Origin of the sequence: Rhodococcus sp. P-2, assembly GCF_016598535.1 — a bacterium.
GTDB classification, from domain to species: Bacteria; Actinomycetota; Actinomycetes; order Mycobacteriales; family Mycobacteriaceae; genus Rhodococcus_F; species Rhodococcus_F baikonurensis.
In genome coordinates this window covers 4,369,256-4,394,718 of record NZ_CP066779.1, presented here as the reverse complement: position 1 = coordinate 4,394,718, position 25,463 = coordinate 4,369,256, and the positions used below count along the sequence as shown (strand labels likewise).

Annotated in this window: 7 protein-coding genes and 1 pseudogene; 2 read left to right on the top strand and 6 right to left on the bottom strand. The window is 62.3% G+C overall.

Annotated features, from left to right (window positions below):
* Nucleotides 1-72 precede the first annotated feature (72 nt).
* Nucleotides 73-16,269 carry a non-ribosomal peptide synthetase gene (locus tag I7X09_RS20740; RefSeq protein ID WP_200313425.1) on the bottom strand — a complete coding sequence of 5,399 codons (16,197 nt, stop codon included), beginning with the start codon at nucleotides 16,267-16,269 and terminating at the stop codon, nucleotides 73-75.
* 192 nt (nucleotides 16,270-16,461) lie between these two features.
* On the opposite strand from I7X09_RS20740, the gene I7X09_RS20735 reads away from it, so the two are divergent.
* Together I7X09_RS20735 and I7X09_RS20730 are read left to right on the top strand one after the other, a co-directional pair.
* The gene (locus I7X09_RS20735) at nucleotides 16,462-18,321 is read left to right on the top strand and encodes a DUF4012 domain-containing protein (protein ID WP_200313424.1); all 1,860 of its coding nucleotides are present in this window, start codon (nucleotides 16,462-16,464) and stop codon (nucleotides 18,319-18,321) included.
* 182 nt (nucleotides 18,322-18,503) lie between these two features.
* Nucleotides 18,504-19,535, top strand: a complete 1,032-nt coding sequence (locus tag I7X09_RS20730) for an iron-siderophore ABC transporter substrate-binding protein (RefSeq protein ID WP_200313423.1) — start codon at nucleotides 18,504-18,506, stop codon at nucleotides 19,533-19,535.
* 36 nt (nucleotides 19,536-19,571) lie between these two features.
* Here I7X09_RS20730 and I7X09_RS20725 read toward each other — a convergent pair whose 3' ends face one another.
* The 5 genes and pseudogenes from I7X09_RS20725 to I7X09_RS20705 form a co-directional block, all read right to left on the bottom strand.
* Entirely contained in the window at nucleotides 19,572-20,075 is a 504-nt protein-coding gene (locus I7X09_RS20725) for a GbsR/MarR family transcriptional regulator (protein WP_003942377.1), read from the bottom strand.
* A gap of 74 nt (nucleotides 20,076-20,149) precedes the next feature.
* Nucleotides 20,150-21,388 (bottom strand): hypothetical protein, encoded by a 1,239-nt coding sequence (locus tag I7X09_RS20720; RefSeq protein ID WP_200313422.1) that lies wholly within the window; start codon nucleotides 21,386-21,388, stop codon nucleotides 20,150-20,152.
* 31 nt (nucleotides 21,389-21,419) lie between these two features.
* On the bottom strand, nucleotides 21,420-23,402 hold the full coding sequence (locus I7X09_RS20715) for an ArnT family glycosyltransferase (protein WP_200313421.1): 1,983 nt from the start codon (nucleotides 23,400-23,402) through the stop codon (nucleotides 21,420-21,422).
* A gap of 93 nt (nucleotides 23,403-23,495) precedes the next feature.
* Complete coding sequence (locus I7X09_RS20710; RefSeq protein WP_200313420.1) at nucleotides 23,496-24,008, bottom strand: GNAT family N-acetyltransferase; 513 nt, start codon at nucleotides 24,006-24,008, stop codon at nucleotides 23,496-23,498.
* A 121-nt stretch (nucleotides 24,009-24,129) separates the two neighbouring features.
* Nucleotides 24,130-25,425, bottom strand: a pseudogene (locus I7X09_RS20705) (DUF222 domain-containing protein).
* Nucleotides 25,426-25,463 lie beyond the last annotated feature (38 nt).

Here is a 25,463-nt window from a genome sequence, read left to right as displayed (position 1 = left end):
TTCTTCTCGCCAAAGATAAGTGGGGGGACCCTGAGGGTGACAATTCCGGACCAAAGTCCCGGCCCGTTAGATCTATTGCACCCCACTATGATTGCGATCCTTCGAATCGGAATCGTCACCGCCATGATCGCCGACGAGAACGTGGGCGACCTCCGCCAACACCTCCGTGCTCGACATTTCCGAGTGAGAGCAGTCGACCAGGTACGCCCGCAACGGCCCTACCAGTTCGGACCAATGTTCGACCAGGTGACGATGCTCAGGCAGATCGTGCTGCGCCACAAACAGTTCCACGGAGCCCGAATAGGGTCTGGGCCTGTGGTCCCGAACGATCCGTGACAGCTTTTCCACCCGCCCCACTACTGATTCCAGAACAGTATCGGTCAGGAAATCCATATCGGTCTGCCGTCGGATCTCTGCCGCAACCTCCGCAAAAGTCACTGGCGCAGAATCAGTTTCGACCTCGGCCAGTCCGATCTGCGCGAACAACTCGGAAGGCTTCGGGGCTGATTGCACAGACGGCATCATCTCGGGCAGCAGCGCGTCGAGCATCACGACCGAACCGACCAGATCGCCGGCCTCTTCGAGCTGGCTCGCCATCTCGAGAGCGATCGTTCCGCCGGCTGACCAGCCCAGCAGATGGAATTCACCCGACGGCTGCACCGTCCGTACGGCATCGACGTACCCCGACGCCAACTCCGCCACCGTGCCTGGCAATTCACCTGCACCCGTTGCCTGGATGCCGTACACCCGTCGACCCCGCAAGTGACCGACGAGTCCGGCGTAGCACCAGGCAATTCCGCTGACCGGATGCACACAGAACAACGGCGGCCGTTGGTCGTCGGGGTCGCCGCCGAGCATGACGACCGTGTCCAGCGGATCCGAATGAAGCGAATCACCCTCGAAGACATCGTCATGAACGAGGTCCATCCGAGACGCAAGCCCCGCCACAGTTCGATCGGTGAAAATCCATTGAACCGGGAATTCCCTGTTCAAGGTCTCACGCAAGCGCGAAGCCACTTGAACTGCACCCATGGATGTCCCGCCGAGCTCGAAGAAGTCGTCGTAGCGACCGACCGACTTCGCGCCGGTCACACCTTCGAATGCCTGTGCCACGTGACGTTCGGTATCCGAGACAGGTCGATCCACACTCGACCCTACCTGCGGTGCAGGAGCAGGAAGTGCCGCTGCGTCTATCTTCCCCGAAGCGAGCAACGGTACCTCGCCCACTACCGTCACCGACGAAGGCAGCAGGTGCTTCGGCAGCAGGCCGGAGACGAACCCGCGAAGCTCCGATTCCGTCGCCGAACCGTTTTCCGCCAACGTCACATACGAACGGAGTTCAGCGGATCCGTGTCCGTCGTCAGCGACAACGGTTACCGAGAAGGTCACTGCTCCATGGCTTGACAGAGCCGCGTCGACCTCCGCCGGTTCCACGCGGACACCCCGCACCTTCACCTGTGCGTCGTTGCGACCCAGGTACTCGAGCGCTCGGTCGTGACGCCTACGACGCACGAGGTCACCCGTGCGATACATCCGAGTCCCCACCGCGTGAGGATTGGCAACAAAACGCTCGGAAGTCAGACCCGGGGAGGCTATGTACCCGCGTGCCACATTCTCACCGGCGAGGAATAGTTCTCCCGCAACGCCATCCGGAACCGGTCGGAGCCTCTGATCGAGAACAAATGCCGTCGTGCCAGGTACCGGGGTGCCGACAGTGACGTCCCCGTCAGTGATCCGAGCGGAAATCGATGCCGCAATCGTTGATTCGGTCGGTCCGTATCCGTTGACGATGCAATGTCGGCTCGACCAAGCCGACGCAAGGCGGGCAGAGAGTGGTTCCCCCATCGATTCGACGATCAGCGGGGGTACTGCATCCGGATCGATCGTGGCCAGGACGGTCGGCGTCACGATCAAATGCGTGACGTCGGCACCTATCACCAGATTCGTGAGTTCCTCTCCCCCGTAGACGAAGTCAGGAGCCAGAATCAGCGTTCCACACCCTGCAGCCGCGAGAAGGATCTCGATCACCGACGCGTCGAACGTCGACGATGCCAATTGCAGGACGCGGGGGCCACGATCGAGCTGAGCGATCTCGGCGTGCGCGGTGCAGACATTCATGATTCCGCGGTGTGAAACCTCGACACCCTTGGGTCTTCCCGTGGAACCCGACGTGTAGATGACGTAGGCAAGGTTGTCTAGGTCAGCCCTACTCGCCGAAACCGCGGCAGGCTCACTCGCAGTGCGGGATTCATCCATTGCCAGCCACTCGACGCAGGCAGGCAGACTTGCGGCCGCAGCGTCCGCCGTCAAACCGACAACCGAACCGCACTCCTCGATCATGGTCTGCCGACGCGCTGTCGGCAGCGCCGGATCGAGCGACAGCCACGCTGCGCCTGCCCTCGCTACCGCCCACAACGCAACGATCCACAGATGCCCGCGACCGAGCGCAACGGCCACCACGTCATCGGGTCCGATTCCTCGGACCACCAACTCGCGCGCCCAGTACGACGACTCCTCGTGCAGGTCGCGATAGGTCCAGCGCCGGCCGTTCTCCTCCAGCGCGATGCCGTCGGGTACCTGCCGCAGCGCGCGTTCGAAAATGTCCGCAATCGTCAGAGGTTCGACATGGCGAGGATTCGCAGCCGTCAGCGCCGAGCGTTCGAAACTGGACAGCAATTCGATCTCCCCGACCACGATCTCGGGTTCACCTGTCACTGATTCGGTGATAAGTGCCACCCGCTGCATGAACAGTTCCGCGGTCGACTCGCGGAACTTGTCCGTGGCATACAGCAATCGAATCGTCAGACTGTCACCGGTGTCGACCAGGTCCCACGTCAAGTCGTAGCCGGTCGAGGACCCTGCGTTGTCGATGTCGAAGACGGTGATGCCGTCGATCTGCGGCACGTCGAGCGCTCGTCGATAGGCCAGCATGACCGTGAACAGCGGATGCTCGTTCATCCTGCGCGGCGGATCGACCCTCGCGACTACGTCGTCGAACGAGACGTCCGCGTTCGCCATTGCTTCCAGATCGACGCGGCGCACCTCGTCCAACACCGTGGTGAAGCGGTCGGCGGAGTTGATTCTCGTGCGCAATGCGACGGTGCCCACCATCATGCCGGCGACGTTCAGTAGCGCCGGATCGTTCCGCAGACTCACAGCTGCTCCCACCACGACGTCGTCCGTGACGCACTCGCGGGCGAGCAGTACGGCGATCACGCTGTGGACGACCATGAATACCGTGACGCCATGTGAACGAGCCAACGCCGACAACGCGTCGTAGGTGGCGCCGTCGAGGACTTCCGTCACCATCTCCTCGGATCGTGAAGACACGGCACTCCGGGGGTTGTCGACGGGTAGAGCCAGCACATCCTCGACGCCACGAAGTGCGCTCGACCAATAGTCGAGTTGCCGGTGAGCCACGCTGAGAGAATCCTCGGGATCACCCAAACTCTCTCGCGCCCAGTGGCTGTAGTCGCCGTAGCTGACTCCGTCAGTGGAGCGGACCCACTCCTTTCCAACAGCCCTGGCCTCGAAGGCTGACGCGAAATCGGCCAGGATCGGGTCCATCGACGCACCGTCGACGGCAATGTGGTGAACCACGATCACCAGGACAGTCACTCCTGCAGAGTCGACTCCGCCATTCTCGGTGAATACACGCACTCGGAACGGAACATCGCGTTCGAGGTCGAACGGCACAGTCGCGAAGGCCCGAGCGCTCGCTTGGAGATCGTCGACGGACACTGTCGTGAGATCGAATGCGACAGAGCCTATTTCAACCTGTTGTGGACCGAATTCACCCGGAACAAACACAGTTCGCAATACGGCATGGCGATCGACGACGTCACCGAGGGCGCTGCGCAAGACCGAACGATCGACTTCGTCTGCCAGGACCGCTGCAAACGTCAGGTTGTACGCAGTCGATTCCGGCTCGAGCTGATTGATCAGCCAGAGCCGTTGTTGCGAGGGAGCCAGAGGTGCCGGCATGCCAAAATCACGTCGAGTCAGTTCGCGGCGCTTGTCATCGGTCGCGCTTGCCGACAGCCACTGAGACATCGCTCGCGGCGACGGATTGTCGAAGACCGCGCGAACGGGCACATCCCGCGCGAAGATCGAGGCAAGTCGACCTGCCACCGCTGCCGCGGCCAACGAATCACCACCTGATTCGAACAGGTTGTGCAGAGCGCCGAAACTTCCGGACACGTGTTCCGACATGACAGCGGTGACGAGTTCCTCCGAGACCGTCACTGCGGCATCGGGCGCCTGGCTCTCGAACACGTGGCGCCGCAACGCATCTGCGTCCAACTTTCCGTTCGACGTGAGTGGGATCGACTCCAGCACGACAACTCGGCCGGGCATCAGATACGCAGGCAACATCGAGGCCAACTCGATTGTCAGCTGATCCGATTCCAAACAATCGCCGACCGCACACGCAACGGCGATCTCGTCGACGAGGACAACCGCAGCGGCCTCGACGCCCGTGCATCGACGCAGAGCTGATTCGATTTCGGCAGGCTCGACGCGGATTCCGCGCACGCTCATCTGGCGGTCGGAGCGTCCGACGAATCCGAGCGTGTCATCCGTGCGGCGGTGGACCAGGTCACCGGTCCGATAACGTCGGCGTCCCCCTGGTGCTGCGATGAACGAGCTGGCGGTGCCGGCGGGATCTCCGGCATAGCCCATCGCAAGCCCGGGCCCGCTGACATACAACTCACCGATCCCGGCCCACGGCACCGGACTTAGTCGAGTATCGAGTACCTCCGCACCGATTCCGGCGAGCGGGACTCCGATGGTGACCCGATGATCCACCTCGGCGACAGTCGTGACCACCGTGCATTCCGTCGGTCCGTACGCATTGAGCATCCGCGCGCGGCGACTCCACGCTCGCGCGGTGGACGGTGAGAGCACATCGCCACCGACTGCCACCACCTCCAACGAATCGAACCGCTCCGGAGCCATCGTGTCGAGTACGGCTGGAGTGGACAGCATGTGAGTGACGCCGCGTTCTGCAACGAATTCTTCGAGTGCCCGTCCGCCGAAAGCCTCGCGAGGAGCGACAGCCAAGGTAGCCCCGGCGCCGATCGCCAACATCATCTCGAGGATCGCTGCATCGAACGTCGGTTTGTATCCGTGCAGCACAACCGAGTCCGACGTCACGCCGTACTTCCGGACAGCATCGTCGGTCAGCAGGCCCAGTCCTCGGTGCGTGACTGCAACGCCTTTCGGTTCACCAGTCGACCCGGACGTGTGAACAACGTACGCGACTGAATCCGGATACTGCCGACCTGGAACGGGACTGCGGTCGGCGAGCACTGTGCGCAGTTGCTTCAACCGTGCCGGCGGCAGGTCGGGGTCGATCGGCACGAATGCCGCGCCCGTTTTCGAGATCGCCAACATTCGGACCAGGTACGCGATAGTCCGTACCGCCGGAATCTCGTACACCGCACCAGGTCCCGCTCCGCGAGCCACCAGTTCCCAGGCTTGCGCATCCGAGGCAGAGTCGAGTTCGGCATACGTCACCGTGCGCTGTCCGTCGTCGAGAGCAACGTTGTTCGGGAATCGCGCCGCGGTGGCGGTGAAGATGTCGGTCAGTGTCCGGGACGAATCGACGTCGACAGCAGCCCAACTGGGCGCCGCGCCCACCGCGAGATCCGAAACGAGTACAGGCACATCCTCGGCGATCGAGGCGAGCACTCTCGACAGTTGTCGAGTAACTGCGTCGGCGCTCGAAGGATCGAAAGCGCTCGCGGCATAGATGACAGCGCCGGTCAAAGATCCGTCGACAGCGGGTGAGAACGAGACATGCATGGGGAACTTCGTCGTTGCGGTCTCGATTTCGCGAGCCTCGATCCTCAGACCCGCCGCCTCCACGGCAGGAACCGCGAAATTCTGCAGACCGAGCGCAACCTGCGGAGTTCGTCCGCCGAGCACATCACCAAGCAATTCGGCAGGAACAGAGCTGTTTTCGAACGCAGCCACATCAGCATCGAAAGCTGCACTTAACAGAAGATCGATCGGCACATCCCCGTCGACCCGAAGGCGAAGAGGCACCGTATCCACGAACATGCCGACCACGCCGTCGAGCTGAGGCGTCCGCCGTCCGTCGACAGCTGTCGCGATCACGACATCGGGATTTCCACTCAGCTTGGCAAGCACCACGGACAACGCCGCATGAACCACCGCAAACAGCGAGACCTTCAATCGGTCGGCTCGCGTCTGCAGTGCCGAGGTGATGACGGCTGGTATCACGAAGTTCACTCGCTGCGCCACGGAATCCGGCCCGCCATCAGAGTGATCCACCGTCAGCGGCGACACAGATGTCACACCGTCGAGCGTTCGGCGCCAGAACTCTTCGACGACAGGTGAAACGTCACGTGCTGCCTCCCACGCGGCAAAATCCCCGTACTGGATCGGCAGCGGAGACCATTGCGGATCCAGTCCCACTCGTCGCTTGCCGTAAGCGGTCAGCAGGTCGCCGACCACCGTTCGCATCGACACCCCGTCGACTGCGATGTGATGAAAACTCACTGCCAGAACGTGCCTGACCGGTGACACCTGGAGCAGCATCCAGCGCACCGGCAGGTCTGCTGCTAAATCGAAACCGCGCGAGCCGAACTCTTGCAGCAGGGCCTCGACCTCGATGTCGCCGACCAGTCGCGTTTCCACTGTCACGGCGGACGGAGGATCTACCACCTGAACCGGTGGGGTGCCCGGATACCGGGTTCTGAGGACGTCATGTCGGCCGACAAGATCCGTCATTGCCTGACGCAGCGCGGGCACGTCCAGTTCACCGTCGATCTCGATGCAGATCGGCAGGTTGTACGCACCGCTCGCCGTGTTCCGCTGGTTGAGTACCCACATCGAGCGCTGGTTCCGTGACAGGGGTGCGGGCGTGGAGTCGCGGCGCGGTTCCAGTCGGACAACATCGGTCGCCGTGCTGCTCCGCTCGAGCGAATCGAGCCGGGCCGCCAACGCCGCAACTGTTGGATGCTCGAATACGGTCCTCAGCGGAACAACGTGTCCCAGAGAACTACTCAGGAGTGAGGTGACCTCGGCAGCGGACAGCGAGTTGCCCCCGAGCGTGAAGAAGTCTGCGTCGCGATCGCCCCCGTCGCCGCCCAGAACCGCGGCGAAGGCCTCAGCCACCAGGTACTCGGTGGCGGTGTCCGGGCCCTCGGTTCGGGAAGCATCGAGCGCCGGCAACGGTAGACCGGCGAAGTCGACCTTGCCGTTCCGCATCGGAAGCTCGCCCTCGAGCTCGACGACGACATGCGGAACCATGTACGTCGGAAGGAGTTCTGCAACGGTGGCGCGCAGTCCACCCGTGTCAACTCTCTCCGCGCCTGAACTTCTCACGTAGGCGACCAAGAGCGGACTTCCACTTTCGGTCGTCCGTACCCCGGCGACGCAGAAATCGACGTTCGCGACAGAGTGAATGACTGCCTCGATCTCGCCCGGTTCTATCCGGACACCATTGACCTTCACCTGCGAGTCGGTTCGCCCGAGATAGTGCAGGCGATACGTGTTGCCTTCAGATGTGGAGATTTCGGATGTGGAGATTTCAGGCTTCCACATCACCAGGTCGCCGGTTCGGTACATCCGGGCGCCTGAACTGGTTGCCACGAATCGTTCCGCAGTTCGGGCAGGTTGCCCGGCGTAACCGCGCGCAATCATTCGACCTGAGAGATACAGTTCGCCGGCGACTCCCGGCGGCACCGGTTCGAGTCGATCATCGAGGACAACGGCGTCGACCCCGGCCAGTGGATACCCGACGGATCCGTCGTGAGTGTCAGCTGACAATTGTTCAACCGACAGAGGCTCGGTAGCAAGCGAATACATCGTCGACTCGGCAGGTCCGTATCCGTTGATCACTCTGCGTCCGGCCTGCCAGCGCTTCGCCAAGGCGCCGCCGAGTCGCTCGCCCCCGAACATCACCGTTGCAAGGTCCGGCAGCGCCGGATCGCCGATCGAGGCGACGACAGTAGGTGTGGCGCAGAGATGAGTAATTCGCTCGCGCCCGAGTGCTGCTGCGAGTGCCGAGCCGAACAACTCGTCGTTCTTCGCAAGGACGAGCGTCGCCCCCGACGCACTCGCAATGAGCACCTCGAGCAACGTCATGTCGAACCCTGGCGCGCCGCGATGGAATACGCGAGAACCTGGCCCGGCCGAGAATCGAGCGGGCAGGTCTTGGCCGATCACACCGAGCCCGCCGTTGGTCACGACCACAGCCTTCGGCGTTCCGCTCGTTCCCGAGGTGAAGACCACGTAAGCCGTCAGGCTGTCGGAGTGTTCACGCGCGCTTCCACCGTCCACGAAACCGCCTGCAGTGCCGCCGTTCGGTGCGCTCAGTGTCTCGAGGACTTCACGTACTCGCGCCTGCGGCTGTTCCGGGTCCACCAATGCCGGAGCTGCACCGACCTTCGCGATCGCCCACAATCGCACGATCGACGCGATGGACCGATCGGCAGTCCAGGCAACGACCTGGTCGACTCCGACTCCCCCGGAACGCAACTCGTCGGCCGCAACATCCGACTGTGCATCGAGGTCCCGGTAAGTGAGTGTGTTGCCCTCGCCCTCGACAGCTACGGCATCCGGAGCGGATTCGACCCCGTATCGCAGCATCGAGGCAAGCGTCGTACCGGACCGCCGAGATGGATCGGGACGTTCGGCCGCGCCGTGTGCGGGGACGAGAAGTGCTCGTTCCGCACGATCAAGAAGGTCGATTCCCCCGACGACGACGTCCGGGTCGATCGACACGTGATTCAGGACGCGCTCGAACCGACTCGCAAAGCTCGACACTGTCAGATCGTCGAATAGATCAGCGTTGTAGACGAATTCGAGACCGAGTCCGCCCCCGATCCCCTCGTCCACGACGTTGAGTTGCAGATCGAAGTTCGCCTGCCTGACCTCAGGCGCAATCTGTGTAACCGTCAACCCTGGCAACGACCACGTAGCGGAATGGGCTGTCTGGAACGAGAGCGCCACCTGGAACAACGGGTGTCGCGAACGCGATCGTGGCGGGTCGATCAGATCGACCAGCGATTCGAAGGGCATCTCTGCGTGCGCGAACGCCGCTACGTCGCGCTGACGAACTTGCTCGACCAACTGTCCGAACGACCTCGACGGATCGACTTCGGTTCGGAGAACAATCGTGCCGGCGAACATGCCGACGATGTCGTCGAGTTCAGGTGCGACGCGTCCGGCGACCACGGTGCCGACAACCACGTCACTGCTGCCGTTGTACCTCGCCAGCAGTGCCGCGAAAGCAGCGTGAACAACCATGAAGATAGTCGCGTTGTTCGATCGTGCCACTGATTGCAGACCCTCACGTACCGAACCTGAGATCTCGACCCGACGACTCGACGCACGGGCGGACGGCGAGCGTGGGCGGTCCAGGGGTAGTGTCACCTGCTCGGGAAGACCTTCGAGAGCCTGCTTCCAGTAGCTGGAAACCGTGTCCGGAATCCCCGCTTCTATCTGCCAGGCACTGTAGTCGGAGTATTCGAGCGCCGGCGGTGACCACTGCGGAGCGCGCTGCTCCGAGCGAGCGAGGTACGCGAGCGTGAAGTCACGTACCAACACTTCCAGCGATCGAGCGTCGGCGGCAATGTGATGGACTACGACGACCAGGACGTGTTCGTCCGGTGAACCTTGGAAGAGCGCCGCCCGTACGGGCGGATCCACAGTGACGTCGAATCCCGAACCCACCAGTCCTGCAATGGCATTCCCGGCATCGTCGCCGGCCAATGTTTCGAGCTGAAGTGGCGGACTCGCCACCTCGACGTCGAGCACCTTCTGAACCGGGCGCTCACCGACAACCGGGTACACGGTCCGCAGAGTGCGATGGCGATCGATCAGGTCCCGAATTGCCAATTCGGCTGCCACTACGTCCAATTCACCCGTCAGTCGCACTACGATCGGGATGTTGTATCCGGCGGACTCTGTATCCAGCTGGTTCAGGATCCACATTCGATACTGGGAAGCCGACAATTGCACGTCCGCAACGCCCGAACGAGGTACCGAAGACAACGGAGACGCGTGCCCCGTGCCGATTCGGGCAACAGCGATGCCGGCCAACTGATCGACATACGGGTGCTCGAACACGTCGCGGACATCGAGATTGCTGCCCAGGACGGCGTTCACACGCGACGAGAGCCGAGTGGCGATCAAGGAATTGGCCCCTTGATCGAAGAAATCACGAACCGGATCTACATGCGGAACTTCCATCAATTCGCTCAGTATGGCTGCGACTGTCTGCTCGAAGAAGTCTCGCGACTGCCGAGACGACTGCGTGAGCGACGTCGGGTCCGGCAGCGACGCTCGGTCGGTTTTGCCGTTGATCGTGACCGGTAGAGACGCGAGCGGCATCAAAGCCGACGGGACCATGTGCGCGGGCAACAAAGAACGAGCTGTCCGTAACACGCCATCGAGGTCGTGCCCGCTCTCCGGGGTGATGTAACCGACCAATGTCGGTCCACTGTCGAGTTCTCGCACCATCACCGCGGCCTGCGCCACCGACGGGTGAGCCAGCAGTGCGAATTCGACCTCACCCGGTTCGACGCGGTAACCACGCAAGGCAACCTGACCGTCGGCGCGGTGGACGTATTCGAGTCGACCGGCTCGCCAACGGACCAGATCGCCGCTGCGGTACATCCGCGATCCGTCGAATCCGGGTTCAGCCACAAATCGCGAAGACGTCGTCCCGGGTTGCCCCAGATAGCCTTCGGCCACCTGCGGACCGGCAACGTACAGTTCGCCGACAGATCCCGGCGGGACAGGCTTCAACGACGCGTCGAGTACGTAGCCGCGCAGTCCTGGTAGCGGAGATCCGATCGGCGAGGCAGCCTCGTCGCCGGACGAAAGCTCGAAACTCGTTACGTGGACCGTTGTTTCGGTGATACCGAACATGTTGACGCCGCGCACATCCGGGTGCCGTTCGAACCATGTCTGGACGCGCCCGAAGTCGAGACGATCACCGCCGAAAACAATCGACCGGAGCGGAAGCGGCTTTTCTTCTGCAACTTCCGCCAACGCATAGAACGCGGCCGGCGTCTGATTCAGAACGGTGACTCGTTCCCGCACAATCAGATCCACGAATCTTTCGGGCGAGCGTGCGACGTCGCTGTCCACGATCACCACGGATCCGCCGGTGGTCAGAGCACCCCACATTTCCCACACCGAGAAGTCGAATGCGTACGAATGAAACATCGTCCATACGTCTTCGGGCCCGAAGTCGAAGATCTCGCGTGTCGAGGCGAGAAGAGCCAACACGTTTCCCTGAGACACCACAACGCCTTTGGGCGCTCCGGTCGATCCCGAGGTGTAGATCACGTAGGCGGCGGACTCCGAATGCGCAACAGGCCAGTCGGCAATCGTGTCACTCGTCTCGTTCACGAAGATGACAGGTTGGTCGTACCCGGCGAACCGCACAGCTGATTCGGCCGTCGACAAGATCGACGTCGGGCGTGCATCGGCCAGAATGTACTGGATACGAGCGTCGGGATACTGCACGTCGATCGGGACATAGGCGGCGCCCACGCGGACGACTGCGAGAATGGCTACGACGAGGTCGACCGATCGAGGCAGGGCGACTGCCACGCGATCCCCGACTCGAACGCCTCGATCGATCAAGACGGCAGCAAGCACCTCCGAGCGGACTCGCAACTCGTCATAGGTGACGCGACTGTCTCCACTCGTCACGGCGGTTGCGTTCGGACGCCGCGCTGCGACGGCCCCGAACAGGTCCGGCAGCGACTGCGCGACACTTGCCGGCGCCGGCGCCCAAGCCAGCAGCTCCTCACGCTCCGCGGTACTGAGAACATCGATGTCACGCAACATGATCGACGAGTTCTCGGATACCGAGTCGCACACTCGGCGCAGTCGCTCGACCCAGCCGCCTACGGTGGCCGTATCGAATAGATCGTCGGCAAACCGGAAGATGCCGTGAATACCGTTCGTGTCGCCGTCAACCGTGCGGTCCTCGCGCACAGTCACTTCGAGATCGAAACGAGGGTGTGCCGGGGGCAGCGCAGCGCCGTGGGCCGTCATCGCTCCCAACGCGATCTCGGGAATCGAGGACAGCGGATCGACGGCAAGAACCACTCGCAGGAACGAATTCTTCTCTCCTGCGGCCCCACCGACCGCGTGCTCGACCACCCAGTCGAACGGGACGTCGGCGTTGGACAGAGCCGCCACATCGACCTCGCGCACCCGACTCAAGAACTCACCGAAAGTCCCTGCGCCGCGAAGGAGCGTTCGCAGCGCCACGGTGCCGACGAACATACCGACGGCGCCGTCGAACGAAGGATGCGTTCGACCGGAGGTCGGCGTTCCGATGACAATGTCGGGCGCACCGGTGATCTTGCTCAGCGCGATCGCAAGGCAGGCGTGCAACACCATGAAGGTAGTGCAGTCGTGGGCTCTGGCGATCTCGTTCAGCGCTGCATGGACGGGCGCGGGCAACTCGAACGTCAGGTCTCGCGCCGACGCAGGCCGGCCCGGCCGGCGGGACCTGTCCGCGGGGAGAGCAAGAGTCGGATCAACGCCCGCGAGGGCGCCGGACCAGAATTCCAACTGCCGCCCAGCCAAGCTCTGCGGATCCGCAGGATCACCGAGAACGGTTCTGTGCCAAGCGGAATAGTCGCGGTGGTCGAGCGAGGTCGAAGGCCAGGTCGGCGATCGCCCGTCGGCGCGGGCGTCGTACGCCGCGATGAGATCCGCAACGATCGTTGCAAACGAAAGGCCGTCCAAGGCGATGTGATGCGCAACCACGGTCAAGCGGTGGTCGAGATCGCTGTCCGAGGTGAGGATCAAACGAAGCGGCGCATCGGTCGACAGGTCGAACCCTGCCGCAACCAAATCCGCTGACGCGGAGTCGTAATCCGCGGACGGAACCTCGATCAGGGTCACGGACCCCGCAGATGGTGCTTGGATCGGCCACGCGTCGTGATTCTGGTCGAACGAGAACACCGTACGCAGAACGAGATGGCGATCGGTCAGGTCACCAACCGCCGCGCTCATCGCCACTGCATCCAGCGCACCGCTGAACGTGACCTCGAACGCGATGTTGTACGCCGACGACTGCGGATCCAGACGGTTGAGAAGCCACAGACGTTGTTGCGCCGGAGCAATTTCCACGATGACGTCGCCCGAAATGCGCTCGGGCTCCACCACCCACTCCGCCCGACCCTCACGGATCTTCCGGGCCAACTGCGCCGGCGTCGGGGCACCGAACACATCCCTGACACCCACCCTTCTCCCGAAGGCGGAACTGACGCGAGCAGCGACATACACGGCGTCGAGAGAACTACCGCCCCAGGCGAACAGATCGGAGTGCGGTCCGAGAACTCCGACGCCGAGGACCTCGGCCATCACCGAGGCAATCAATTCTTCGTCGTACTCGATCGGACGGTGCGCCGCCGCGCGCTGCTCGGCGACCGCAGAAGACGTCGGTTCAGGAAGCGCTGATCGGTCTGTCTTTCCATGGCTTGTGACGGGCAACGCTGCCAGAATCGTCACCGAACTCGGAAGCATGGAACGAGGGAGTAGGGACGTCAGGTGATCGAGCACCATCGCCTGGCTCAATGGATGAGGTCTGCCATCCCCGAGTTCCGTCGCGGTCACATACGCCGCGATGGACCCCGCCCACTCGATCACCGCTGCTTGCGCGACGCCAGGCGTGGACAAGAGCACAGCCTCGATCTCGCCCAGTTCGATGCGTACTCCACGGATCTTCACCTGTTGGTCGGAACGGCCCAGGAACTCGAGTTGACCGGCGTCGTTCCACCGAACCACGTCGCCGGTGCGGTACATGCGCTCGCCGGCGCCGCCGGCACCGAATGGCGCGGCGACAAATCGCTCCGCGGTCAGCGTCGGCGCAAGGTACCCGCGCGCCAGTCCTGGCCCCATCACGTACAGCTCACCCGCTGCGCCGACCGGAGTCGGACGAAACAACGAATCCAACACCACAGCGGCAACGCCGTCGATCGGACGCCCGATCGGCGTATCGCCGTCAGACTCCAGAGGTTCGCTCATGAATGCCGCGACGGTTGCTTCACTAGGTCCATACGAGTTCACGAGGTCGACATGACTCGACCACGCATCCACCAGCGCCGCCGGCGGTCGCTCGCCGCCGACGTTCAACATTCGAAGATCCGGCAGTTTCCGAGGATCCATCGTCAGCGGAACCGACGGTGTCGAGATCAGGTGCGTGACACCCTCGAGCCGCAAATAGTCTTCGAGGTCCACTCCACCGATCAATCCAGGAGGAACGATCACGGCGGTCGCGCCGCAGCCGTGTGCAAGCAGAATTTCGAGGATCGCCACGTCGAACGAAGTAGCCGCCAGCAGCGCGATGCGGGAAGAACTATCGATCTTCAGTCGCCGTGAGTGAGAACGCAGCAACGGCGAGATGCCTCGGTGCGTGACCGCGACGCCCTTCGGCCGGCCGGTCGATCCCGAGGTGTAGATCACGTAGGCGGTGTCGTCCAGGGACACGTCGGCGACGCATGAACCGGTCCCCGATCCTCGATCGATCGGCCCGTCGACAGTCTCGTGGACCGTCTCGTCGAGGTTGGGATTCACGACGCAGATCCAAGCCGGCACGTCCACCGGACCGTTCCCGACCACGACGGACACGTCGGCATCGTCGAGAATGAAAGTGACACGCTCGGAGGGTGTTCGAGGATCCACGAAGAGAACGGCCGCACCGGTCCGCACTACTGCATGAAACGCGACGACCGAATCGGTCGAGCGCTCGACGAGAATCCCGACGACGTCACCTCGGCCGACGCCGTTCTCCCTGAGCAAGGCGCTCAGTGCCTCCACGCGGGCACTGAGCTGGGCGTAGGTGACGTCCCCACCCTGCTCGCGGATCGCGACCGCACTCCCCTGCGCCAAGCCTTCCTCGAGCACAACGCCGAGCGTTGCGAACGTGTCTGCCTGCCGACCCAGCGCGGGGACCAGATCTTCCAGTTCGTCCGTTGCGAGGACGCGGAGGTCACCGAGCGTACGAGTGGCAGAGTCGAGGAATCCCTCGAGTAGTCGGACGAACTGACGATGGTGCATCGCCAGGTCGCGCTCGCTGTACAGACGCGGATTGGCTTCGAAGGAGAGTCGGAGGTTCTCCCCCGCGATCGAGGGATAGATACTGAAGAACAGGTCTTCGGTGGGTCCGGATGTCAGGACGTGAAACTCACCGACGACGTCACCGAGCCGAATCGCTTCGTGAAACATCATGACGTTCACGGCCGGACCCGCCGACTCGCGGGATCCGCCCCGATCTCCCTGGAAACCCATGTCCTCGTAGCGAAATCGCTGGTGCCGCAGCGCGCCGGTCATCTGCACCGAGATCTGCCGAACCAACTCCTGCGGCGACATGTCCCGTTCCAGTTGCGCACGGACGGGCACGATGTTGGACAGCATTCCGCCTGAACGTCTCGACTTCGCGGTGGTGCGGCCGGACACCGGCAAGCTCAGGACTACGTCGTCGGAATCGGCCATCCGGCCGAGATAGGACGCGAATGCACCGACGAGGATCGCCACCTCCGACGTGTTCCACTCCCCGGCGATACTCGAAAGCTGTTGTGCAAGTGATTGATTAAGTGATTGAACCATCATGCGCTGCGGCATCGACGTCAGCCCGGCGCCCTCGGCCAGACGAACCGGGCGAGGCAGCCCCTCGGACATCTCCGTCCAGTACTGCTTGTCCGATCGATATCGCGCAGAGGACCGGTAGTCGACATCGAGGTCATGCAGTGCGCGCACCCCCAGACCGGCGAAAGGAGTCAGCGCCGTGCCCTGGACACGGTGCGAATAGCGCTCGGCCACTCGCATGGTGAGTGTCATCGCCGCAAGTCCGTCGAGCACGAGGTGATGGGCATGCGAGTACCAGTAGTAGTGGTTCTCTGCCAGCTGAAGCAAGGTCGCCGAGATAAGACGATCCGACATCACGTCAAGTGGCCGTGAGTATTCCGCTGTCATCCACTCGTTCGCGCGCTGAACCGGGTCGTCGTCGCTACGCAGGTCGAGGTATTCGAGATCGTCGACGATGGAGTGATCGACGACCTGGTGCGGCTCGGCGTCCGTGGCGACGAGGCGAACGAACGCCGACTCCAATTCATGACATGCCGTGTTCGTTGCCTCGATCAGCGCGTCGACGTCAACCGGCCCCCGTAGCTCCACGTATTGAGCCACCACGAACGGAGTGGACGGACTCAGTTGCTGCGCGAACCACAGCGCGAGCTGAGCCCGAGACAACGGAAAAGCACTCAACCCGTCACCTCACATTTCACCAGCCTTGTTTTTCACGAACGTTCGGTGGCTGATCACGTGAATCCATGGGAGCGAACACCACGAACGGCCGAACCGAACCCTACTGTCTCGTCTAAGTTTTCACCACTGGTCCAAGCCTGCTAGACATGTCGACGCAGCTTTCACGCACTCAAACGTCAGGAGCTTCAGCGGATGAACAACGACACGGTGGGACCAAAGTCCGACGACGATTCCGGGGCTGAACCGAAGGGCTCCGGCACCATCCCACCGAGCGCACCGGAGCGCGAACCCAAGGGGACGACTGCGTTTCCGCGAAGCCGTCGAATTGCGGTTGCAATCGCGGGAACGACGCTGGTCGTGGGCGGTTTCGTGGCCTGGCTCGGGTACACGGCATACGAGGCGCAAGACAACCTTGAAGCAGCTCGCGACCATGCGCAATCGGCGAAGAGCGCACTCCTTGCCGGGGATACTCCGGTCGCAGAGTCCGCTGCGGCGGAGGCCGATCGAAAAGCATCCGACGCATACGACAACACTCACTCACTCCCCTGGAACATCACCGCCGCAATTCCGGTCATCGGCTCGCCCTTCGACTCGACACGCCAGATGACCGAGGTCGTCCAGGGACTCACGCGTGACGTTCTCGGCCCTGCCGTAACTGTCGGAACCTCACTCGCACCAACGGAATTGGTGCAGCCTGGTGGACGCTTGGCACTCGCACCGTTACGCGAAGCGGAACCGAAACTGGCCGAAACAGCTATCGCTGCTGAATTGCTGTCGTCGCAGGCACAGGAAGTTCCCGAATCGAAGTACCTGGGCCGAGTTAACGATGCCCGAGCAGAATTGCAGTCGCAGACAAGCGAACTGGCTACCCTCCTGACGAACACCGCAACCGCGGCGCGCATCGCACCGGCGATGCTCGGCACCGACGGACCACGCAATTACTTCATCGGCTTCCAGACCAATGCGGAGGCCCGAGGCACCGGCGGCCTGTTGGGTGGATACGGCATCGTCCGAGTCGACGACGGCGCCGCTCGTGTGGACACACTCTCCCCCAACTCCGAACTAACACTGGACAATCAACCGATAGACCTTGGTCCTGACTTCAACCAGCTGTACGGAACAAGTCGCCCGACCACTGATTCTCGCAACAGCAACCTCAGCTCACACTTTCCCTACGCGGCGCAGATCTGGCAGTCCCTGTGGTCACAGGAGTCCGGCGGCGAGATGGTCGACGGTGCGATAGCGACCGATCCGATCGCCCTGAGTTACATCCTCGAAGCGGTGGGACCGATCAAAATGCCCGACGGCGAGTCGGTGACGGCGGACAACGTCGTGGAACTGACCGAGTCGACCGCGTACGCACGCTTTCCCACCGACAACAAGGCACGAAAGCAGTATCTGCAGACCATCGCGGCTCGTGTCGTGGAGAAGATGACCGGGAACATCAAGTCACCGAGCGCACTGCTGGAAGCTCTGGGCAAGGGCGTCAGCGAGGGCAGAATCGCAGTGTGGAGCTCTCACCCCGACGAACAATCGGTTCTTGCCGACACGGTTCTCGGTCATACGATTCCCGGAGATGCGGCGCCCTATGCGGGTGTGGTGATCAACAACCAGGCCGGCAACAAGCTCGACTACTACCTCACGAGAGAAATCGACTACACCGCTGAGACGTGCACCGGCGATACCCGAAAGACGACGGTCACCGTTCGACTGACAAACAACGCACCCGACGCCGAACTGACCGAATATGTCAGTGGGATCGTCGACAACCCCGGTCGACTACCCAAGGGCACCAATGTGGCTGCAGTCACACTACTGGCAACGGCCGGAGCGAAACTCGACGCAGTCTCGGTGGGCGGACAGATCTCGTTTGCCGTCAACGGATCAGAGCAGGGTCACCCGACTTTCATGACCAGGGCGGTCATTCCCCGAGGACAGACTGTTGAACTGAAGTTCGATCTGACCGAACCCGCAACCGAGGGTGAAGCCCGCGTTCCCGTCCAGCCGCTGGTCGACGAGCCGAAGATCACCGTCGACGTGCCTACCTGCTGAACGCGATCGGCAAGCGTCGACGGGTTCCCCGGATATGTCGACGTTTGCCGGTCCGTGAACTTTCAACAGATTTGAAACTTTAGCGAAGGCTAGCCTATGCTTCCTGACGCGCCTGGAACCGGCCGTCGGCTGTGATCCGTCGGAGTCACACTCCTCGGCGCATCGACAACGGAAGGTTCTCCATGCGATACGCCCGTGTGCGCTCACTTCGCCGAACTCTGGCTCTGAGCAGCTTGGTCATTGCCGCTCTTGTGGTCGGTGGATGCAGTAGCGACAACACCGAAACCGATTCGAGCAGCACCGACTTCGAGACCGTCACCATCGAAAGTGCGCTCGGAAACGCCGTCATCACCGAAAAGCCCGAGCGAATCGTGACACTCGGAATGGGATCGGCGGAGACCGTGATCGCACTGGGCACGATCCCGGTCGGCGTCGAAAAGTACGCGTGGGGCAGCGACGACACCGGGTATCTGCCGTGGGTGCACGAAGCGGTCACGAAGCAAGGTGGAGAACTGCCGGAACAGTTCACCGGCGGAACCGACCTCAACATCGAAGCGATCATCGCTCTCGAACCCGATCTGATTCTCGCCCCCTGGTCCGGCATCACACAGCAGCAGTTCGACTCGCTCAACGCGTTTGCGCCGACTGTGGCCTACGCAGAGAGTCCGTGGACCATCACGTGGGAAGAGCAGATCAACGTCATCGGCAAAGCCATGGGCGAATCCGAGAAGGCAACAGCCGAAATCGACAAGATCAAGTCGCAGTTCGCGGAATCGACTGCAGCGCATCCGAACTACGCCGACGTCAACTTCTCCTTCATCTACAACACGGGCCCAGGAACCCTCGGCGTCTTCTTCGCGGAAGAGCAGCGCGTGGCCATGGTGCGTGCACTTGGCTTACAGGTGGATCCCGTCGTCTACACCTTGACGGAGTCGGAAGGAACAGACTCCGCCGTCATCGGCCTCGAGAACGCAAACCTCCTCGACAAGTCCGATCTGCTCTTCACCTTCTACTCGGACCCGGCCAATCGGGCCGAGATCGAAGCGCAGCCCGCTTACCAGGCCATCCCCGCTGTGGCTCGGGGAACTGTCATCGCTCCGACCGAGCAGCCCTTCGTCACGGGTTCGTCGATGATCAACCCACTGACCGTGCCCTGGTCTCTCGAGCGCTACGTTCCGATGATCGACGAGGCAATCGCGAAGCTGAACAAGTGATGTAGATCAGTATCGTGCGATCGAGAAGCCCGCGTCCTATTCGGATGCGGGCTTCTTGCCGTCACGTTCGGCCTTGAACCGCATCCATTCGCTGCTCAGCATGCGATTGTCGATGATCCACCCCATGTAGTCCCGCATATTGAGCACGCGAATGTACGCGGGGCCGTTGGGGTTTGCATACTGCAACGCCTCGGTCGCGAGCTTGCGCTGATTCTCGAGATACACGTGCTCTGTTTCGAGGAATCCGCCCCACACGTCTGAATCCATGACGTAGTAATGGGTCCGGTCGCGAGGCTTGCGCGTGAGCTTGACGAAGCCCCGGTCGATCAACCTGCGGATGTAAGTGGACACCGATCCGCGACTGGCCCCGAGCGCCTGCGCCAACTCCTCCGCACTGACTCCCGGCGACTCGCTGATCAACAGGTAGCCCGCAATGCGTCCTTCGATGCGAGCCCCACCACCGGACTGCCAGTACACGGAGAACTGGTCGATGAACCAAGTGGAGAAATCGTCACCGCGAGCAGGGCTGGCATCGCCCATTCGTTGAGCCTCCGACGTCTCTGGGTACAAAAACTGGGTACGAACAATTCCCCGCTATTCTGCCAGCAGCACCCTCACTGAGCCGAAAGCATCAGTCCTGGTGTAGTTGCAATGAACTCGAGTTGCTCGATTGCCAAGGGTGGCGCTGTCGTGGAGGCAGCCGATTTCACGAACTGGGTCACCACCACGGTTTCGCCGGAGGGGTGGACAACCCGGACCGTGTCGCCGCCCGAGCCATCGGGATCGACCAGGCGAGTCACCACGGTGGCGTCGGGCAACGTGAGTGTCTCACCTGGTTCCGGCACGGCCGTACCAATCGCTATCTCGACATCCCCGCGGTCGTCCGCAGTCGAGACGACGATTCGCTCGCACGCCCCACCCTGCCCGTAATCGTCTGGAACCAACGAACCGAGCGGACGTTCCAAGGTGACACCTGCCGCGCCGAGATCCCTCCAACGTGCATCCAGTGCCTGGTTCAGTCGGTCGATATCCATTCGCGTCGCAGTTGGGCCCGCATTCACGGAATCGGTGTAGCAGGATGCCATCGGTGGCGGCGTCGAGTCTGGAACCGGTGCGGTCACCGCAAGTCCTGGCGTGGTCGCGACCGCAATCAGTTCGTCCATAGTCAAAAGCGGGCCGCTACCCGTAGAAGTGCCGGTCGACGTGTCGATGCTCGCAACAACTCTGGATCCGTCACCGAGATACGCGACAACACCGCGCTCGCCCCCGACTTCCGAACCGTCTCTGTCTTCGAACTCTGCAATGTCCAGCACTGTTCCGTTCGCGAGGTGCTCGCGCCGATCCACAAGTCCCTCCAAGCACGGCGGCACCGCCTGAGCCCATGCACGAACCTGAACCGAGATATCCGCACTCTGTCCGGTTCGAGTCAAGGTTCCGTTCGCCGACGTCGAACCGCTGAACTCGATCGGGTCGACTCCATCGGGAAACGAACCGCCCCGGTAATTCTGGATCGGCGCAAACTCGAGCGATTGCGACGGACTCGCAAATACAACCTCGACATCGGAAGGTAACGATTCGAGTAGTGCATCGCTCATAGCGGTGGCCTTCGGCCCCGAGAACCACTGATAATCCGGATCGTCATAGCCAGGCTCGCCCGCAGAACCGTAGTTGAATCGCACCGGCGGACCCGGCGATTCCACCGAATCGCAGCCAGGAATCGACGGGCCCGTGTCCTCGTTCGTCACCGCCGCAACGACAATTCCCAAGGCGACGATCGAGACGATCACCAACCCGTCGCGCCAGGTCCATTGCTCGCGACGACGTTTCGGCTCGTGTGCAGTGCGCCCAGACATGTCTCGATCATGGCCTACGGCAACAACTACGTCACTGTCCGACATACCCAGTGAGGTCGTACACCGTGGAATTTCCCACCGTCGTCGACGTGAAATTGGCCTCGACCCAGTCCTGGATGGCACTCGACGTGCCGTCCCCGCCTTGGCTGTTTCTCTGGCTTCCGCCCTGGCCACCGGCAATGTAGTAGTGGATTTCGCCGTCTGCCACGTATTGGATGAACTGGTCCAGCGTCGGTGCGGGATCAGAACTCCAACCGCCGATGGCCATCACCGCAGTATTGCTGGCCAACTCGTAGGTTGCTGCGCTTTGCGAACCGTTGGTCGCAGCCGACCACGTGGTGCCCGCATTGACCAGCATTGCCGTCAACTCTGAAGTACTTTCGCTGCCACCGCCCGCTTCTGGCCCACTTGACACGAGATTACCGGTCGTCTCAATCGGTGGGGCCTCACCGTCTCGCTGCTCTGGGCCCCCACCGATGGCTCCTCCCCCACCCAGTCCGGAATCGGACACCGCACCTGTTGGTCCAGCTGTGGGGATGGACCCGCCGTGCGCTGTTGCAGCGGTGGCAATTGCGTAAGACGCCGAACCGGTTATCCCTGCCAACGAGCCGATGATCAATCCAGCGACAGTGAGCTTCCGGAATCGATCCTGCGCACCCATCAGAATCAGGATCGCGCCGACGACTGTGCCTGCCAACAGAATCCATTTCAGCATCGGCAGCCAGTCGGCGTTGCGATACAACAACACCCAACTCCAGATTCCTGCGGCCAGCATCATCGCCGCCAAGCCGCAACGCCCGATCCAGCGGGCACGAACCGCCCACAGCGCGTATCCACCGGTCCCGATCATTCCTGCGACGGCAGGCGCAAGCGCAACTGTGTAATAGGGATGGATCGTGCCGGACATGTAGCTGAAGATCACGCCGGTCACGAGAAACCAACCACCCCACAGGATCAACGACGCACGGAGTAGATCTGTGCGCGGTGCGCGCCCACAGGCGAGGAGGCCGAACACCAACGCGATCAGTGCCGCGGGGATCAACCAGGAAATCTGTATGCCCATCTCGCTGCCGAACAGTCGATCGAGTCCCGTACTCCCCCCGAAGCTCGAACCTGCACCGCCACCGTTCATTCCGCCACCGGTGTTGCCGAAAAGTCGACCCAACCCGTTGTATCCCAACACCAAGTCCATGACGCTGTTGTTGGTCGACCCGCCGATGTACGGGCGAGAATCGGCCGGCCACAGCCAGACAGCAAGTACCCACCACCCGGCCGATACGATCACCGCCGCGGCTCCGATCACCAAGTGGACCAAACGAGTTCGCAGCCGTGTCTGTCCGGCAATCACGTACGCAACTCCGAATGCAGGTAATACCATCAACCCTTGCAACATCTTGGCGAGAAAAGCGAATCCCAGTGCAACACCGGCGAGGGCTGTCCACATCGCCGCTCGTCGACCCGCCACCGTGCTCATGGCCCGCACCACGAAGTAGCCGGCAAGAGTCATGAGCAGAACCAGCAGTGCATCGGGATTGTCGAACTTGAACATCAGAGCGGCAGCGGGCGTAGCTGCCAACACAGCTCCCGCCACAAGACCCGCAGCAGGCGACGCCACTCGTTTGACAGCCGCATACACGAGCGCAACCGATCCGACGCCCATCAACGCCTGCGGAACGAGGAGGCTGGCACTCGAGAATCCGAAGATTCGTCCGGACAGACCCATCACCCACAATGAGGCGGGAGGTTTGTCGACAGTGATGAAATTCGAGGTATCGAGGGAACCGAAGAACCACGCTTTCCAATTCTGGGAGCCGGCCTGCGCCGCCGCAGCATAGAAGGTGTTGGCGTAGCCACTCGCGGTCAGATTCCACAAATACAAGACCGCCGTTGCTGCCAACAGGATCGCCAGCGCCAAACCTGTACGGCGAGTGCGGAACCACGACGGCGAGGGCTCGGCTCGATGGGCAGTTGTTGCCGGCCGATGAGGCGGGGCCGGATGCAGAACGGCGGTCATCAGGAAGTCCCTTCACGAGTTACTGTCCTGCCAACGATCGCGCTTTCAACCCCGGCGGCACTGGGAGCCGGCTGGAAAGTTGCTGTGAATGAATCAGGTCAGGGAGCGCTCGAACAACACGACGCTGAACCAACCGTTGTCGACAACATCTCCGAAATCACGACGCCCGACCTCGACAAAACCCGCGTCCCGGTAGTAGCGGCGCAATCGCACGTTCGTTTCCACACAATCGAGCCGTAGGTACTGCGCGCCTTCCTCCGCGGACCGTCGAAGCGCCCAGCCGAGTAGCCGTTCACCCATCGAGGTGCCCGAAAACGCTCGATCGATGACCAACCCGTGCACGTAGCCAGCAGGCTCATCCGAATCCGGCCAGACCGCAGGGTCCGACCAGATCAACCGCAACGCGCCGACAATTCTCGACTGCACGCGGTCTCGTGCGACAACGAACTCGCCACGCGAGATCTGGGCCCTGATCTGCTCGAGAGTTATTTCACGCGGATGCCACTGGATGATTCCGCGTTCTGCCAACCAATCCTCTGCCGAGTGCCGTAGCGCCAGAATCTCTGGACCATCGGTGTCGACTGCCCGCACAACGTCCACAATCATGCGCCTCCCCACATCTGTGGCCGTTCAGAACAACACGGCCTCCAGGCTCCACCTCGGATATACCTGCGAGATGGAGCCTATCGGCGTGAAGTTGTGTGGCTGTCCGGGTCTCACCACCCGCTCAGGTTGTGAAGGTGGTGTTCGCCGGCCGCGGGTGCCGCTGCGGGTCGATCGAGGGTGGTGGGATGAACCAGGGTTTGTTGTCGACCCCGATCCGGATCTCCCACTTTCCGACGAACCCGGATTTTCGGTGCATCAATCGGTGATGCGAACGGCACAGCAGGACCAGGTTGTTCATCACCGTCGGACCGCCATTGGCCCAGTGCCGGATGTGGTGCGCATCGGTCCAGGCGGGCACGCATGTGCAGCCGGGGAACGCGCAGCCTTTGTCTCTCGCGATCAGCGCGATACGTTGTTCGGCGGTGACCAACCGTTTCCCGGGTTTCGCATCCAACGGCGCGCCATGATCGTCCAGCAGAACAGTGGACAGGAAACAATCACACCCGAGAAGCCTGGTCTGCGATACCGAGAGTGGTCCGAGCCAGGGCATGTGCCCGACATCGAGATCCGACACAGACCCACCATCAGTGGGGGTCGTGGCGCAATCGCGGTGCTCGGCGAGATCACGGGCGTTGATGTGTACGTTCACGTGCGGCCGCTGGCCGCCATCCATGCCGGTTTTGGCGCAGTCCAGATACCGGCGGATCAGTTCGGTGAACCCGTCGGCGGTCCGCTTCGCCGCCGACCGAGAATCCGGCGTCCCATCCGGCGCCGGGGTCGGCACCGTCAAATTCGACAACGCCGACAACAACATTTCGCCGGTGAGGGCATCGAAATCCCCACGCACCACCACCCGACCATTCAACGTCGACGCGATGCGGAGTTCGTTGCGGTCGACGTCTTCGGCGGGTGGAATCTCATCGGATTCGAAGATTCGCTCCAACGTCGCGATCACATATCGGACCTTCGTGGTCGTTGCTTCCACTCCCGAGGCGGCAGCCAACAACAAATCGATACAGCGAGGCAATGCCTCGTCCGGCATCCCCTTCGGCGGCGACTCACAAAACGAGATAATCAAAACGGCATGATCGAACGATCAATCCCCGCAATCGAACCGGGCTGCCACCGCGGGAAAGGGCCGCAGCGCCGCACCGAGGGCGGCGATCTTCTTCCCGTCCCGCACCTGGAGCATCGTGTTCGCCGCCAACCACGCACCCACCCCGCGGCTGGCGATCACCTGATCATCGGGTCGCATCGAGAGCTCGTCGACCACTGCCACCCGAATGGCCTCGAGACGCAGAATCTCCGCGCTCGCGGACACGGCAGCCTCACGTAGCTCCGCAGCCGTCAACTGCCACAGGCGTCCGCGTAACCCCACCGCAGAGCCCGACACCACATCCGATGACAGAACACTCATTGAATCCCCCGATCCCCACCTCAAGCATACTCGAACAC